At 48.5% G+C, this 16,921-nt stretch carries 10 protein-coding genes; 9 read left to right on the top strand and 1 reads right to left on the bottom strand.

From position 1 onward, the window contains the following. Nucleotides 1-439: 439 nt before the first annotated feature. From OGV74_RS20515 to yahO, 5 genes are all read left to right on the top strand, one after another. Entirely contained in the window at nucleotides 440-2,512 is a 2,073-nt protein-coding gene (locus OGV74_RS20515) for a CHAT domain-containing protein (RefSeq protein ID WP_199880159.1), read from the top strand. Then, nucleotides 2,509-6,309 (top strand): nSTAND1 domain-containing NTPase, encoded by a 3,801-nt coding sequence (locus tag OGV74_RS20510; RefSeq protein WP_086503743.1) that lies wholly within the window; start codon nucleotides 2,509-2,511, stop codon nucleotides 6,307-6,309. Before OGV74_RS20515 ends, OGV74_RS20510 begins: the two co-directional genes overlap by 4 nt. Further along, entirely contained in the window at nucleotides 6,290-7,621 is a 1,332-nt protein-coding gene (locus tag OGV74_RS20505) for a hypothetical protein (protein ID WP_086503744.1), read from the top strand. The genes OGV74_RS20510 and OGV74_RS20505 overlap by 20 nt, the downstream gene beginning before the upstream one ends. Continuing rightward, nucleotides 7,614-9,059, top strand: a complete 1,446-nt coding sequence (locus OGV74_RS20500; RefSeq protein ID WP_086503745.1) for a C25 family cysteine peptidase — start codon at nucleotides 7,614-7,616, stop codon at nucleotides 9,057-9,059. The genes OGV74_RS20505 and OGV74_RS20500 overlap by 8 nt, the downstream gene beginning before the upstream one ends. A 135-nt stretch (nucleotides 9,060-9,194) precedes the next feature. After that, nucleotides 9,195-9,470, top strand: coding sequence for a DUF1471 family periplasmic protein YahO (gene yahO, locus OGV74_RS20495; RefSeq protein ID WP_003021310.1), 276 nt, complete (start codon nucleotides 9,195-9,197; stop codon nucleotides 9,468-9,470). Nucleotides 9,471-9,502: 32 nt separating this feature from the next. On the opposite strand, the gene prpR is transcribed toward yahO, so the two are convergent. After that, nucleotides 9,503-11,113 carry a propionate catabolism operon regulatory protein PrpR gene (gene prpR / locus OGV74_RS20490; protein WP_086503746.1) on the bottom strand — a complete coding sequence of 537 codons (1,611 nt, stop codon included), beginning with the start codon at nucleotides 11,111-11,113 and terminating at the stop codon, nucleotides 9,503-9,505. A gap of 252 nt (nucleotides 11,114-11,365) precedes the next feature. Between prpR and prpB the strand changes: the two genes are divergently transcribed. The 4 genes from prpB (at nucleotide 11,366) to prpE (ending at nucleotide 16,915) form a co-directional block, all read left to right on the top strand. Further along, on the top strand, nucleotides 11,366-12,247 hold the full coding sequence (gene prpB, locus OGV74_RS20485) for a methylisocitrate lyase (RefSeq protein ID WP_003021316.1): 882 nt from the start codon (nucleotides 11,366-11,368) through the stop codon (nucleotides 12,245-12,247). A gap of 80 nt (nucleotides 12,248-12,327) precedes the next feature. Further along, nucleotides 12,328-13,497 (top strand): bifunctional 2-methylcitrate synthase/citrate synthase, encoded by a 1,170-nt coding sequence (gene prpC, locus OGV74_RS20480; RefSeq protein WP_016149667.1) that lies wholly within the window; start codon nucleotides 12,328-12,330, stop codon nucleotides 13,495-13,497. Nucleotides 13,498-13,536: 39 nt separating this feature from the next. Continuing rightward, nucleotides 13,537-14,988 carry a bifunctional 2-methylcitrate dehydratase/aconitate hydratase gene (locus OGV74_RS20475; protein WP_048219551.1) on the top strand — a complete coding sequence of 484 codons (1,452 nt, stop codon included), beginning with the start codon at nucleotides 13,537-13,539 and terminating at the stop codon, nucleotides 14,986-14,988. 40 nt (nucleotides 14,989-15,028) lie between these two features. Then, complete coding sequence (prpE, locus tag OGV74_RS20470) at nucleotides 15,029-16,915, top strand: propionate--CoA ligase (protein ID WP_086503747.1); 1,887 nt, start codon at nucleotides 15,029-15,031, stop codon at nucleotides 16,913-16,915. Nucleotides 16,916-16,921: the final 6 nt, after the last annotated feature.

Below are 16,921 nucleotides of genomic sequence, written 5' to 3'. Positions count from 1 at the left end.
ATCCTGGGTTCTATTGTTTAACATTATAATATTTATACTTATTTTATAAAGATGAGATATTGCTCACAAAGAATAAGTGTTGAATTTTTTTATGCTGTTATTAAAAATAAATTACCTATTCCAATAGTCTGAAATAATAAATGCTGTAGATTCAAACGACTACTTGTTTTTACAAAATATTTTTCAAAAGAGTAGACAAAAAATCATGCAACAGCTAAATAATTAGTAAGGGCAATGTTTCTTATTGCCAAATAAAGATTGTTAAATTATCTATGTCTTAATGCTTTAGTATGATTTTATGTTGTTACTAGTAAGTTTGTTATTTGATTGAGAGAACACTCAGCAGCATCATAATTAAAATAAACATCAGTCCAAATTAATACGGATACAATTTATTACATCCGTACTGACACTTATAAAGCATTGTTAAAGGTGGATAATGGCTGATTACTCAGAACTAGAATTAGTTATTCAGCAGGCCTTCAATGGGAGTTTTCTTGCTCATGCAAGAAGGCGCCTAAAAGAAGGTGATAGCATCACACCAATTGTTTCCATTGCTTTGGAACCAACGGATCCAAGGTTCAGGGATCCTTGCAAGTGTGGGCCACTTCTATGCCAGGCATTGTTTTCCCCCGTTGAATTACGTAGCGAGTTCATTAAAGCACGGGAACTTTCTAAAGAGCGAGGACTACCGTTAAGAATTCGTCTTCGTATTGAGCCATCAGCGGAACGATTACATGGAATCGCATGGGAAACATTGACCGACCCAGATACGCCATTTGGCACCGAAGAACATGCACTGTTAGGGGAAAGTGAATGTGTTTTTTCACGTTACCTTTTTAGTCGTGATTTTCGTTTACCGAAGCTACGTAACCAACAGGGAACAAATGCCCTGGTTGTTGCTGCAAATCCTGCAGGGCTAAACGAAAAATTTGCTCCTATAGCAGCCAACGCCATCATAGATGTAGCTCGGGATGCGATGAGCCCACTCAAAGTTCACACTTTGCCTGCAGATCAACCCGCGACTCTGAATGCCCTGGCTAATATGATTGAGACGCATGCCGTTGATATTCTTTATCTGGCGTGCCACGGCTCTCGCAGCCAGGGAGAAGCTATTTTATGGCTTGAGGATGAACAGGGAAATGCGGCGAGGGTTACAGGAGAAACTTTTGCACACTGTATTGCTGGACTGGAAAAACCACCGACGCTGGTTGTGCTCTGTTCATGTCTGAGTGCGGGTAGCGGTTCTGCAGAAAGTGATGTATTGATGGCAGTAGGCCCTTTATTAGCCAGTAAAGGAATCCCAGCAGTGCTGGCTATGCAAGGTAATTTTCTGTTAAACACAGCGGCAAAATTTATGCCGACATTCTTTTCTCAGCTCAAGAAACACGGTGAGGTTGATCGGGCTGTGGCGTTTGCTCGCGCTGAAATTATTAATGAACCTGACTGGTGGATGCCAGTGGTATTTACCCGACTAGACAATGCGAGAATATGGTATCCACCCGGGTTTGGCGGTGATGATAAAAACCAACAGGCATGGGATCCTATTATTGATAATTTAAGGGATGAGAAATGTACACCGATTCTTGGGTCAACGCTGAATGAAGCATTATTTGGCTCTCGTAGAGAGCTTGCACGTAGCTGGGGAGAAACATATGGCTACCCGCTAGACGACCACGATCTTGAAGACTTACCTCAGGTTGCACAGTTTCTGGCGGTGACGCGACAGGGAAAATTTCCTCAGCATGAATTTTATAAGTCTGTCTACCGTTTTATTCTCAAACAACATGCATCTGAACTTCCTGACCAACTGAGGCAGTTGAGTGATGCTCAGATATTGGAAAAACTGAACAGTATTATCTCGCTTGTTGGTAAGCGCTTTCGACAACGTAATCCGGACGATCCACATCGTGTGCTGGCCGGTTATCCACTTCCCGTTTATATCACGACAGATCCCAGCGATTTGCTGATAGATGCGCTGAGGGAGGAGGGTAAAGCGCCTAAAGTGAGGTTATTTCGCTGGAATCATGCTGCTGAAGTATGGGATAAAAATAATGAAAAAAGAGACGGTCGGGTTGCTGCAAATAAAGCTACAGTTGATGCACCTATCGTGTTGAAACTATTCGGTACTTTAGATGTTCCCGGAACGTTGGTAATGACGGAGGATCATTATTTCGATCATCTTGCAAAAGCATCGACCAGTAATGTTAGTTTACCTTCAATTATTCGCAGTAGATTAAACGATAGCGCCTTGTTGTTTATTGGTTTGCAGGTTGATTCATGGGAATTCCGCGTCCTGTTTCGTAGCCTGTTACAACAGGAAGGTAAAGATTTACGTGACGATTACCAGCACTTCTCAGTTCAGCTTGATCCTAATAGTCTATTAGATGCCGCAAGTGCTCGACGATATATTGAAAAATATCTTCAGACAAAAGCATCATTACGATTGTATTGGGGGGATACTGAAACATTTATCCATGAATTAAATAAAAATTACAGGAGGCCATCATGATATCACCGTTCGTGGGGCCAGGACCTTTCGGACCAGAACAAATACTGTTTGGCCGTGATAATGAAATCGAGGAGTTACATAATCGGCTGATTGCAGATCGTATCATTATTTTGTATTCACCCTCAGGTGCGGGTAAGACCTCACTTTTACAAGCCAAGAATGGATTGCTTCAGCGTTTTAAGGAACGCTTTCATCTCCTCCCCATTTTGCGGATTTCCGGTGGCGCTCATAATTCTCCGGTAAAGGGAATTCTGGAACAACTTAGTGCTAGCGGATATGGTAAATGTAGTGATGGTGACACGCTTGAAACCTATTTTGAACGGTTGCTGTACAGTGAAGGTAATGTCTTTAAGCGCGTCTTAATGGTCATTGACCAATTTGAAGAGATATTTTTATCTGAGATATCAGCAAAAGAACGTGAGGTATTTTTTACCGATTTAGGTAATGTTTTAAGTCGCTATAGTAAAAGTGTGTGGATTGTTTTTAGTATGCGTGAAGAGTATTTTCCCTGGCTGGATGATTATCGTGATTTAATTCCGACAGGACTTGAATGTAGAGTTCGATTATCACTTTTATCCATTGAACAGGCTATTGATGCAATACGAGAACCAGCTAAGATGAGCAACATTATGTTGCCTAGAGATGATGGAAGAGATGCCGCAGAATATATTGTCGAGGAGCTTAGTAAGTTTCGTAAACGTATGGCCGGAGAGATAGCGGTTTACCAGGGAACAATTGAGCCAGTATTACTTCAGGTTGTGTGCACTGAGATCTGGAATGACCTAAGCGTTGGAGGGCAGTCGGTTCAGGAAATACGAATCGCTGACGTACGCCAGATTCAATTGGATGCTATCTTACAAAACTATTGTGAAGAGGTTTTGGAATATGCCGCTAGTAATCTAACTCGCGGTAGATGTTTGCGTGAGTGGATCGAAAATAAACTGTTAACACCAGGAGGTCTACGTACGCCTGCAATGATTGAATCCAGTGATATAAATGCCCCGCAACCTGATGAGTTGGAACGTTTAATATCTCACCACTTAATTCGACGGCAAATTAGAGAAGATGGCGACTGGTATGAATTATCCCATGATAGCCTTAGTTTGCCGATCAAAAACAGTATTGAAAAATGGCAAAATGAGCATCTTGCTGAGTGGCAACGTCTTGCATCTCAATGGCATATAAAGGGCCGGCGTAAGGATTTTTTTGCATCTTTACCTGGGCGGGTGCGATTATTTCCGAGACGAGCGAGAATTTTATTATTAGATTCTGATAATACAGAAAAACCATCGGAAATAGAGAGTGCATTTATTGATGCTTATCAGGATTACTCATATTCCTGGTGGTCAAAAATAGCCGCTTTATTCATGGTGCTGGGATTTACGATGTGGTTTGCAATTGATAAACATAATAGTCAGTTATCAGCAGCAGAAGATAGATTGATAGCTCAACGGGATCTTCTTAATAAACAACAAAAAATCGTTTTGCAAAGAGAAAACGATACGTTGCAAACGGGCTTGCTAAACATATTAGGTGGGCGAACCAGTCTTGAACTCCGGGCTCTGGCTGCGGCTACAGGGGCTCAATTCCAGGAAGCATCAAATGGCGGAGTACGCACTGAGTATCGTGGACTTTTAGCTAACATATTATTTGAGAATCGCTATATTTTATCTGTCGAATCTCCAGATAATGATAAAAGTAAAGTGGTAGCTATAAATGAAGATTACCGTGTTATCGCCCAAGTTGGCGAAGCAAGGAAAAATATTCAGGTTTTTGATAAAACTGACAATCTATTGTGGGATATTGATTCGTTAGCATTTTCAAAATTTCCTGTGAGCGATGCGCGAGTTATCACTTTGGTACGGAAATATTATCTGGCAATTGGCGATTCGCAAGGGAAGGTTGCGCTATGTGATATTCGTCGCAGAGAGTGTATTGCATTGATCTTGGCCGGGCCAGGGCAGCAATCCATTAATGAAACGATTCGTGGGATGTCCTTCGCCAATGATTTTCTTATTGTCAGTTATGCAGACACTACCATTTCCGCATGGCGTTTTGATACGCTTAATAATTTGTTGTCGGTATCCATTGATCGTAAAGACAATAAACCTGAAGCGAAATCGATAATTAACGCATTAACCTTTATTCCTGGCCGGTCGGCATTTTTGGATGCTGGGCATTCCTCGCAGAGTATTAAAATTCTTAATATAAGCAGTGGAGGAGTTAACGTCCAGATATTACCGCCTCCTCAGCGCCAAGCAATAAGTATGACATCTTGGGGAGAGATAATTTATTCTGTTGCAGTTAGTCCTGATGGTAGATTTATCGCTGCTGGGAATCGTGCAGGAAATATTCATCTGTGGGATATTACTACATTATCGCAACCAAAATATATTTTTACTATAAAAAATGCGCATGAGGATGTAGTCTCGCAAATTAAGTTTCTGCAAGATGGCTCGCTTCTCTCTGCGGGATGGGATGGCCAATTGAAGCGCTGGTCAGGGTTGTCATTAGCAGATAAATCTACATTATTACCTCAGGCGGAAACACTACTGGGATTGCCGCACCAGATTACCAGTATTGCCATTCGTGCTGATAAGCGGGAAGCCTTTATTACCACAGAGAAAGGTAGTGTGTTAAAAGTTACACTTGCAGATGAGCATCATCCTTTCGGGATATTTTATCCAAATAGTGGCCGCTTAGTTGGATTTGAGGAGACGAGAAACGGTACTCAGCTTAACTGGATTACGAATGGACGACTGGAATCCATCCAGCCTGAGTACGCACAGGCAAATGGCTCTAAACCTCAGGTGCGAGCAGAGCTAACTGATGTTGAACATTTTGCTAGTGCCGATCGGGCAGGCATTATTTTAATCCGTCGTGGTGAAACATTAATGGCTTTGCGACATGACAGCAGTACACCTCAGGTTGTTAAAGGGGTTTACTTTTCGCCTGATGAAAAAGTTCTCTGGATGAAAGTGAATGATACAGCATCTCTTTTAATGATCGATCGTCAAGTCAGGAATAAACCACCGCGCTTATGGATTTTATCTACTGATACGATGAGTGCGGTGGAGTGTTTGCATTCTATTCCTATTGGATTTCGTGCTAAAGAACAATTTTCTGGATTTCGTCCACATAGCAAGGATTTTCTCTCTATAGATACCTTGAATGATAAAATAACGTTTTGGCAAGAAACAGCAACTGATGATCAAGGATGTCCAATATATGTGGCGAATACTTCATTGCAGAATTCTGCCTCTTCTTTCCCTTTACCAAAATATACGCTTAACTTTGCTTTTAGCCCTTCTGGAGAACAATTTTATCAGGGGAATTATCTTGGGCAGATTTACCCTATAGCAATTAAAGATGGAACACAGCGTCGCGAATTAATCAAGGACGACTCCACTTCCATCTCCAATACGCTGGCAGTCTTGCAGAATAAAACTGTTGCGATGGGGGATCGTAAAGGGCGGCTCTGGCTTTATTCATCCAATACTATGCTCCCTATTGAAATCAAACAGCAATTTCATCATTCAGCGATTACCGCTCTTGCCATTTCATCTGATGGTCGCTGGATGGCATCGGGTTCGCAAGAAGGTATTGCATTATGGGACCTTCGAATAGACACCTGGATTCAACGTGCATGCGATTTTGTACCAGAAAGAAGGTTTTCAGATGCTCAAAATAGCATCTATTTTCCGGAACTTAAAAAAACGGTATCGCCCTGTGAAGAACATGGTGAAAAGATGACTAAGTTTCAGCAGGAGAACTACCATGCCCTGGCAAAATATTGATGATTCGCAAACAGGTTATTTTCTGCTTTCGGTGGATAAACAGGGTAAGGAAACCCTATCTGATGTGAACAACAAAGGAGAATATGTTTCTTCACAAGTTATCAATGTCGTTAAGCATGAGGCGATCACAGATCTTTTTCTGTGGGTACATGGTTGGCAGCAAGATCCTGAGCGGGCAAGTAGCCAATTTGACTCGTGGATTGGGGCATTCAAGAATTGCACATATGATCGACTACGAGTAGAAGCCTCAGTTCCACACTTTCGATCACTGCATATTGGGTTCCATTGGCCCAGTCTGGCATGGGCTAATGAATCGCTAAAAGCAGTCCCTTTTGGTGGTGCAGAACGGCTGTCCAGAGCGATGTGGGTCGAGCAATATACGCTAATACTGGGAAATGAGCCGGGTATTCGTCAGGCAATTGAAAACCTGTTTGACGCCATTAGTATCAATATGTGGATGGATACCTTACCAGATGATGTTTGCCGTGCGTATCTTGCTCTTAATGAGGCGTTAACCTTGGGAGAAAATGGTTGCGACGGAGATGGTGCTGCGGATCGCCATGCTTTTGATCCACGAGCAATAGTCGAATCGGTGCCTGGGTTTGATAACTTTGCAATCGGTGGTTTAGGAGATGCTATTCTGCTGCCGCTAAGGCAACTGACATTCTGGGCGATGAAAAAACGAGCGAAGGTGGTTGGTGAAAATGGATTGTATCCGTTCATTGTTGCCCTTCAACGTTCAGCTCCTGAGCTACGTATTCATCTGATGGGGCATAGCTTTGGCTGTATCGTCGCTAGTGCTGGAATTGCTGGGCCGGAAGGTAATGCCCCGCTGATCCGTAGCATACAATCTTGTGCGTTGGTGCAGGGAGCTATGTCGATTTGGGCTTTTGCACCTACCAACGAGTATACCCCAAATACACCAGGTTACTTTTATTCCATCATTGCGGACAAAAAGGTGTCTGGCCCATTAGTCTGCACGTTTTCTGCTTTTGACTACGCGGTAGGGCGTCTATATCCCTGGGCGGCGGGGGTTGCGAATCAAATTGCATTTGATCAACCAAGAGAAATGCCTCGCTATGCAGGGATTGGTACTTGGGGGATTCAGGGCGTTACTAACGATAAACCGAGTCCGATGCTGGAAATAACAACAAGATACGTATGGGAAAACTCTTCCGCTATCTACAATATTGATGGTGGAAAATACATCTGCAAAATCGATGGAATTTCAGGAGCTCACAGTGATATTGGCGGACCTGAGGTTGCCCATCTGATTTGGCAAACTGCTTTTCCGGAGGCTAATAATGAGTGAAAACGAAGAGCTACCGCTAACGTTTGGCGTTCATGCGACAACCGGAAAAACCCTGGAATTGAAACCTGGCACAGAGTTTATCTCCCAAATGTTGACCCAGGAAAAAACACTTAGGCAGGCTATCGGTACTGAAATTTTACCAGGCATGAATGTTTGGGGGGTACCTTATGATGTCAATCATCAGGATCTGAGCGAAGCGGGTTGGGGGATTATCTTTGCTGCTGATGTTGATCCTCAACCGTGGTTAGATGCTCTGGAGCCACTTATTATGCAACGCCGTATTGAGGCCAGCGATCGGTTTCGACTCTTTTCTGGTTCAAACGGTTACCGTAAAGGCGAAAGTGCCAGCGCCTGGTTGAATAGACATGGTGCAGCGTTAATGATGATTGACCCTGCACAGGGGGTACCTTATTACCTTACGATAGTCGGGCCTCCCACGCAGGTGCCATTTAGTTTTCAATATTCGCTGGATATTGTGGCTGCTGTCGGCAGAATTGATTTTCAGAGTATTACTGAGTATCAATCCTATGCTTCAAGCGTGGTTAACTGGGAACGTGATGCCAGCCGCTATACGCGGCGAAGTATTGATTTATTTGCAACGTGTCATAATTTTGACCGGGCAACTCAATTGTTTACTAACAAGGTTGCTTCTCCATTTGCTTCAGGAACGGAAAAATATCCTCCTCTGGGGGAAAAATATGGATATCAGATCAATGCTCTGATGGGGGCCAATGCTACGAAAGATAAACTTAAGCAATCCATGTGCAATGCTTTCGGTGCACCTTCGCTGATTTTCACAGGCTCACATGGAATGGCTTTTAATGCTGATGATCCGCGGCAACTGCACTGTCAGGGGGCAATAGTTTGTCAGGATTGGCCGGGATTAGGTGAAATTGATGAGCGGCATTGGTTTTCAGCAGATGATGTACCTGAACAGGCCGTTTTACATGGAGCAATACATTTTTTCTTTGCTTGTTATAGCGCTGGTACACCACAGTTTGATGATTTTAATTTTGAATCCCCCTCCCGGGCTATTGCTCCAGAGGCGATGAGTGCTCGCCTCCCGCAAAAGTTAATGAGTCTCCCTCAGGGTGGTGTTTTAGCCACGTTGGGTCATATTGATCGCGCGTGGTCTTCTAGTTTTCAGACTCCAGAAGGTGTTGCGCAGACGCAGGGATTTAAGGATGTTATCTCTCAATTATTAGCCGGACAGCGGGTGGGGCAGGCAGTAGATCGGTTTAACAGTCAGTGGGGAGTATGGAGTAGTGAGCTTGTGACGGCACTACTGAAAATTGATAGTGGCATGGCAATCAGTGATGCTCAGATCTTGTCACTGAGAACGCAACGCGATGACTGTCGTAATTATATTGTGTTAGGGGACCCTGCTGTTCGCCTTAAACCTGAACCAGCTTACATAGCTTTGCCAAGTCAAGTATGACCTGAATAATTTAATTGTTGAGTCTGGTCGACTGGATTTTTTTCTGAACATCAACTAATTATTTAATCAATCTGAACAAGTTATCCGTTCCGAGAATACGATGATGGCATATATAACAAAATCTGGAGTTTTTATATGAAAACTGGAATTAAAGTACTTATTGGTGCGTTAGCTTTTGTCGTGACCAACGCATATGCCGCGGAGTTTATGACAAAGCTTGAGTTTGAAAAGGTTGAGTCGCAGTACACAAAAATCGGTGATATCTCAACGAGTAATGAAGTTTCTGTCGCAGATGCCAAAGAAGAACTGCTGAAAAAAGCCGAAGAGAAAGGTGCCGATGTTGTGGTATTAACTTCCGGTCAAACGGATAATAAAATCCATGGCACAGCCAATATCTACAAGAAAAAATAATACGCTGCTGTAAAAATCACGATTCCCGTCGGTCATTGTACCGGCGGGTTTTCTTTTAATCTGCGCCAGAACGTGGTTCTGCTAATTCCGAGATAGCGTGCCGCCGCGGTTTTATCACCATTGAATTGTGCCAACACCTGCTGCGGCGTCAGCAATGACGATGATTGTGGTGAGTTTGCAACAATGGCCAGTTCTGGTAATAGCTGTTGTAAAAAATCCACATTCAGCTCCGGCTGCGGCTCGACGCTTAAAAATAGCGCCAGGCGCTCCATCATATTACGCAGTTCGCGGATATTCCCCGGCCAGCCATAATTCAGTAACGTCGGCTGACTTAAACCCAGCCCCTTGCGTACTGGCTCAGAAAACGGCACATCCAGTTCTGCCAGCGACTGTTTTAAAAAACCTTCCGCCAGCGGCAGGATATCGGGCAACCGCTCGCGTAGCGGCGGCAGCTTGAGGCGTAAAATGCTCAGGCGATAAAACAGATCGGTACGAAACTCCCCCTGTTTCATCTCCTGCTCCAGATTACAGTGTGTGGCGCTAATCACCCGGACATCGACCGGAATAGGCTGATGCCCACCGACTCGGGTGACCTCTTTTTCTTCCAGTACGCGCAGCAGCCGGGTTTGTAACGGCAGCGGCATCTCGCCTATCTCATCAAGAAAAAGGGTTCCGCCATGAGCAATTTCAAACAGGCCCGCGCGTCCTCCCCGACGAGAGCCGGTAAAGGCGCCATCTTCATAGCCGAACAGCTCCGCTTCCAGCAATGATTCGGTGATTGCTCCGCAGTTGACGGCAACAAACGGCGGCGAGGGTTTACCGCGCCGATTCTCCTGACGAGTGAAAAACTCACGGTGAATGGCCTGTGCCGCCAACTCTTTGCCCGTACCGGTTTCACCCTGAATTAGCACCGGCGCACGCGAGCGGGCGTAGAGCATAATGGTGTGTCGCACCTGTTCCATCTGCGCAGAGTGACCGCGCATATCACCGAGCGCGTAGCGGGTGCGCAACGTATCGCCAGAAGCATACTGACCGTTTCTACGCAGCGTCAGGCGGGTCATATCAAGCGCATCGACAAAGGCCTGGCGCACGGTGGCCGCCGAATAGATAAAGATGCCGGTCATACCTGCTTCTTCTGCCAGATCGGTAATCAATCCCGCACCAACTACCGCCTGCGTGCCGCCAGCCTTCAGCTCGTTGATTTGCCCGCGGGCATCTTCCTCGGTGATATAGCTGCGCTGTTCAAGCTGCAAATTAAAGGTTTTTTGAAAGGCGAGAAGCGCAGGAATGGTTTCCTGATAGGTAATGACGCCAATCGACGAGGTGAGCTTTCCTGCTTTTGCCAGCGCCTGTAGCACGTCAAATCCGCTGGGTTTAATCAGGATCACCGGGATCGATAAACGGCTTTTCAGATACGCCCCGTTGGAGCCCGCCGCAATAATGGCATCACAACGCTCGGTAGCCAGTTTTTTGCGGATATACGCCACCGCTTTTTCGAAACCAAGCTGAATGGGGGTGATGGTCGCCAGGTGGTCGAACTCCAGGCTGATGTCGCGAAACAGTTCGAACAGGCGCGTGACAGAAACCGTCCAGATAACCGGTTTGTCGTCGTTCACCCGCGGTGGAAGATGCGTATCAGCCATAACTAACCCAAAAAGTAAGGAACCGAGTATTAGGGTTTAGTTGTGTTTCATAAATGTTGCAATGAAACATGAAGGAACGTTTCATGAAACGATAGCTGACACGCTTTTGTGCAATAAAGATACAGTAACTTATATTAATGTATTGTTTTTTAAGGGAAATATATAAATTGATTAAAAATTAAGGTCTTTGGCATACCCCTTGCTTTAAGTAAATCAACGAATGCTAACAAGTTGATAACAAGAGGACGGGATATGTCTCTACACTCCCCAGGGCTGGCATTTCGCGCCGCGCTCAGCAAAGAAAATCCATTACAAATCGTGGGCACCATCAACGCCAATCACGCTCTGCTGGCCCAACGTGCCGGGTATCAGGCGATTTATCTCTCCGGCGGCGGCGTCGCGGCAGGGTCTCTGGGTCTGCCGGATCTTGGTATTTCTACCCTTGATGATGTGCTGACCGATATTCGTCGCATTACTGATGTTTGCCCGCTGCCCTTGCTGGTGGATGCGGATATCGGGTTTGGATCGTCAGCGTTCAACGTGGCGCGTACCGTGAAGTCGATTTCCAAAGCGGGTGCTGCAGCGCTGCATATTGAAGATCAGATCGGCGCTAAGCGCTGCGGCCATCGCCCGAACAAAGCGATCGTCTCTAAAGAAGAGATGGTCGACAGGATCCGCGCCGCGGTGGATGCACGTACCGATCCCAACTTTGTCATCATGGCGCGGACCGATGCGCTGGCGGTGGAAGGGTTAGAGGCAGCCATCGATCGTGCCCAGGCGTACGTCGAAGCAGGCGCGGACATGCTGTTTCCAGAAGCCATCACCGAGCTTGCGATGTACCGCCAGTTTGCCGACGCGGTGCAGGTGCCGATCCTCGCCAACATTACCGAATTTGGCGCTACGCCGCTGTTCACCACCGATGAACTGCGAAGCGCAAACGTCGCGATGGCGCTGTATCCGCTGTCGGCTTTCCGCGCTATGAACCGCGCTGCGGAAAAGGTTTACAACGTGCTGCGTCAGGAAGGAACGCAAAAGAGCGTGATCGACATTATGCAGACGCGCAACGAACTGTACGAAAGCATCAATTATTACCAGTTCGAAGAGAAACTCGACGCGCTGTATAGCAAAAAGTAACCGTCGTAGGCCGGATAAGGCACAGCCGCCATCCGGCAATAAATTTGTACCCTACATATTATAAAAATGACGAGGACAACATGAGCGACACAACGATCCTGCAAAATAGTACCCATGTCATTAAACCTAAAAAATCGGTTGCGCTGTCAGGCGTTGCCGCCGGAAATACCGCGCTGTGTACCGTAGGCAAAAGCGGTAACGACCTGCACTATCGCGGCTACGATATTCTCGACCTGGCGCAGCAGTGCGAATTTGAAGAAGTCGCGCATCTGCTGATCCACGGGAAATTACCCACCCGCGATGAACTCACCGCCTATAAAAGCAAACTCAAAGCGCTGCGCGGACTGCCCGCTAACGTACGCACCGTGCTGGAAGCTTTGCCTGCTGCCTCGCATCCGATGGATGTGATGCGCACCGGCGTCTCCGCGCTGGGCTGTACGCTGCCGGAAAAAGAAGGTCATACCGTCTCTGGCGCGCGCGATATTGCCGACAAGCTACTGGCATCGCTCAGTTCAATCCTTTTGTACTGGTATCACTACAGCCATAACGGCGAGCGTATTCAGCCGGAAACTGACGATGATTCCATTGGCGGTCACTTCCTGCACCTGCTGCATGGCGAAAAGCCTTCGCGAAGCTGGGAAAAAGCGATGCATATTTCGCTGGTGCTGTACGCCGAGCACGAATTTAACGCCTCCACCTTTACCGGCCGCGTGATTGCCGGGACCGGTTCCGATATGTATTCCGCGATTATCGGCGCGATTGGCGCACTGCGTGGACCGAAACACGGCGGAGCGAATGAAGTGTCGCTGGAGATCCAACAGCGCTACGAAACGCCGGACGAAGCCGAAGCGGATATCCGTAAACGCGTGGAAAACAAAGAAGTGGTGATTGGCTTTGGTCATCCGGTTTACACCATCGCTGATCCGCGCCATCAGGTGATCAAGCGCGTGGCGAAACAGCTTTCTCAGGAAGGTGGTTCGCTGAAAATGTACAACATCGCTGACCGTCTGGAAGACGTAATGTGGGAAACAAAAAAGATGTTCCCCAACCTCGACTGGTTCTCGGCGGTCTCTTACAACATGATGGGCGTTCCCACCGAAATGTTCACCCCGCTGTTTGTCATCGCCCGCGTCACCGGCTGGGCGGCGCACATTATCGAACAGCGTCAGGACAACAAAATTATCCGTCCTTCCGCCAACTATACCGGCCCGGAAGATCGCGAATTTGTCCCGATTGAAAAACGTTGCTAATTCAAAAACCTCTAAAGATAAAAACAGGAAATGTACCCTATGTCCGCACATATTTCGAACGTCCGCCCCGAATTTGACCGTGAAATCGTTGATATCGTTGATTACGTCATGAACTACGAGATCACCTCGAAGGTGGCGTATGACACTGCGCATTATTGCCTGCTTGATACCTTAGGCTGCGGCCTCGAAGCGCTGGAATATCCGGCCTGTAAAAAACTGCTGGGGCCGGTCGTCCCAGGTACAGTGGTACCGAACGGCGTGCGCGTACCTGGCACCCAGTTCCAGCTCGACCCGGTGCAGGCGGCGTTTAACATCGGTGCGATGATCCGCTGGCTGGACTTCAACGATACCTGGCTTGCCGCTGAGTGGGGTCATCCTTCTGATAACCTCGGCGGTATTCTGGCCACGGCTGACTGGCTGTCGCGTAATGCGGTGGCGGTGGGGAAAGCGCCGTTGACCATGAAAACGGTGCTGACCGGGATGATCAAAGCTCATGAGATTCAGGGCTGTATCGCGCTGGAAAACTCGTTTAACCGTGTTGGTCTCGATCACGTCTTGCTGGTAAAAGTGGCCTCCACGGCGGTGGTCGCTGAGATGCTTGGCCTGAACCGGGATGAAATTCTCAACGCCGTGTCGCTGGCGTGGGTCGACGGCCAGTCGCTGCGTACTTATCGCCATGCACCAAATACCGGCACGCGTAAATCCTGGGCCGCAGGCGATGCGACCTCGCGCGCGGTACGTCTGGCATTGATGGCTAAAACCGGTGAGATGGGGTATCCGTCTGCGCTGACGGCGAAAACCTGGGGCTTTTACGACGTCTCTTTCAAAGGCGAATCGTTCCGCTTCCAGCGCCCGTACGGCTCTTATGTGATGGAAAACGTGCTGTTTAAAATCTCCTTCCCTGCCGAGTTCCACTCGCAGACCGCGGTAGAAGCGGCCATGACTCTGTACGAGCGGTTACAGGCCGCAGGTAAGACCGCTGCCGATATCGAAAAAGTGACCATTCGTACGCACGAAGCCTGTATCCGCATCATCGATAAAAAAGGCCCGCTGAATAACCCGGCGGACAGGGATCACTGTATCCAGTATATGGTGGCCATTCCGCTGCTGTTCGGGCGGTTAACGGCGGCAGATTACGAAGACGGTGTGGCGCAGGACAAACGCATTGATGCGCTGCGCGAGAAGATCAACTGCTTCGAAGATCCGGCCTTTACCGCCGATTACCACGACCCTGAGAAACGCGCCATCGCCAACGCCATCACTCTGGAATTCACCGACGGCTCACGCTTTGAAGAAGTGGTAGTGGAATACCCAATCGGCCATGCGCGTCGTCGTGCTGACGGCATGCCGAAGCTGGTCGAGAAGTTCAAAATCAACCTGGCGCGTCAGTTCCCGACCCGTCAGCAGCAGCGCATCCTGGATGTCTCCCTGGACAGAACTCGCCTGGAGCAGATGCCGGTCAATGAGTATATGGATCTCTTCATTATTTAAACCAGCGTGCAGCAAGGCGTAAGTTCAACAGGAGAGCATTATGTCTTATAGCGAGTTTTATCAACGTTCCATAACGCAACCGGAGTCGTTCTGGGCCGAGCAGGCCCAGCGTATTGACTGGCAGCAGCCGTATACGCAGGCACTGGACCACAGCAACCCGCCGTTTGCCCGCTGGTTTTGCGGCGGCACGACCAATCTGTGCCATAACGCCATCGACCGCTGGCTGGAGAAACAACCTGACGCGCTGGCGCTGATTGCTGTGTCATCAGAAACTGAAGAAGAACGCACTTTTACCTTTCGTCAGCTGTATGACGAAGTGAACGTCGCGGCGGCGATGCTATTGTCGCTGGGCGTACAGCGTGGCGATCGGGTGCTGGTGTATATGCCGATGATCGCCGAGGCGCACATTACGCTGCTGGCCTGCGCACGCATTGGGGCAATTCATTCGGTGGTGTTCGGTGGTTTCGCCTCGCACAGCGTGGCGGCGCGCATCGACGACGCCAGACCGGTGGTTATCGTCTCGGCGGATGCCGGGGCGCGCGGGGGCAAGATCCTGCCGTATAAAAAGCTGCTTGATGATGCGATCGAACAGGCGCAGCACCGACCGCGTCATGTGGTGCTGGTCGACCGCGGTCTGGCGAAAATGGCGCGGGTCGAGGGGCGAGACCTCGACTTTGCCGCCCTGCGCCAACAGCATCTCGGCACGAGGGTACCAGTTGTCTGGCTGGAATCGAACGAAACCTCCTGCATTCTCTACACCTCCGGGACAACCGGTAAACCGAAAGGCGTCCAGCGCGACGTTGGCGGCTATGCGGTCGCGCTGGCGACCTCGATGGACACCATTTTCGGCGGTAAAGCGGGCGGCGTGTTCTTCTGCGCGTCGGATATCGGCTGGGTAGTTGGGCATTCGTATATCGTGTATGCCCCGCTGCTGGCGGGGATGGCGACGGTGGTTTACGAAGGTCTGCCAACGTATCCGGACTGTGGTGTATGGTGGAAAATTGTTGAGAAGTATCAGGTCTGCCGGATGTTCTCCGCCCCGACCGCCATCCGCGTGCTGAAGAAATTCCCGACCGCGCAAATCCGTAATCACGATCTCTCCTCGCTGGAGGTGTTGTATCTGGCGGGGGAACCGCTGGACGAACCAACCGCCAGTTGGGTAACGGAAACGCTGGATGTCCCGGTTATCGATAACTACTGGCAGACCGAATCCGGCTGGCCAATTATGGCGATTGCCCGCGGCCTAGACGACAGGCCGTCGCGTCTGGGCAGTCCCGGGGTGCCGATGTACGGCTACAACGTACAACTGCTCAATGAAGTCACTGGTGAACCCTGTGCGGCGAACGAAAAGGGCATGTTGGTGATTGAAGGCCCGCTGCCGCCGGGCTGTATCCAGACTATCTGGGGGGATGACGCGCGGTTTGTGAATACCTACTGGTCGCTGTTTTCTCGCCAGGTGTACGCCACCTTTGACTGGGGCATTCGTGACGCTGACGGCTATTACTTTATCCTTGGCCGTACGGATGATGTGATAAACGTGGCAGGGCACCGGTTGGGGACGCGCGAGATCGAGGAGAGTATTTCCAGCTATCCGAACGTTGCGGAAGTGGCGGTAGTCGGCGTGAAGGACGCGCTGAAGGGGCAGGTAGCGGTCGCGTTTGTTATTCCGAAACAGAGCGACAGCCTTGAAGATCGCGACATCGCACATTCGGAAGAGAAGGCGATTATGGCGCTGGTGGACAGCCAGATTGGCAACTTTGGCCGTCCGGCACACGTCTGGTTTGTGTCGCAGTTGCCGAAAACACGTTCCGGTAAAATGCTCAGACGGACGATCCAGGCGATCTGCGAAGGCCGCGATCCCGGCGATCTGACGACCATTGACGATCCCGCGTCGCTGCAGCAAATCCGTCAGGCGATCGAGGAATAGCGGTTA

The organism is Citrobacter sp. Cf116 (assembly GCF_030336505.1).
GTDB classification, from domain to species: Bacteria; Pseudomonadota; Gammaproteobacteria; order Enterobacterales; family Enterobacteriaceae; genus Citrobacter; species Citrobacter freundii.
The sequence above is the reverse complement of the archived record's forward strand: the minus strand, read 5'-3'. Positions and strand labels throughout refer to the sequence as shown.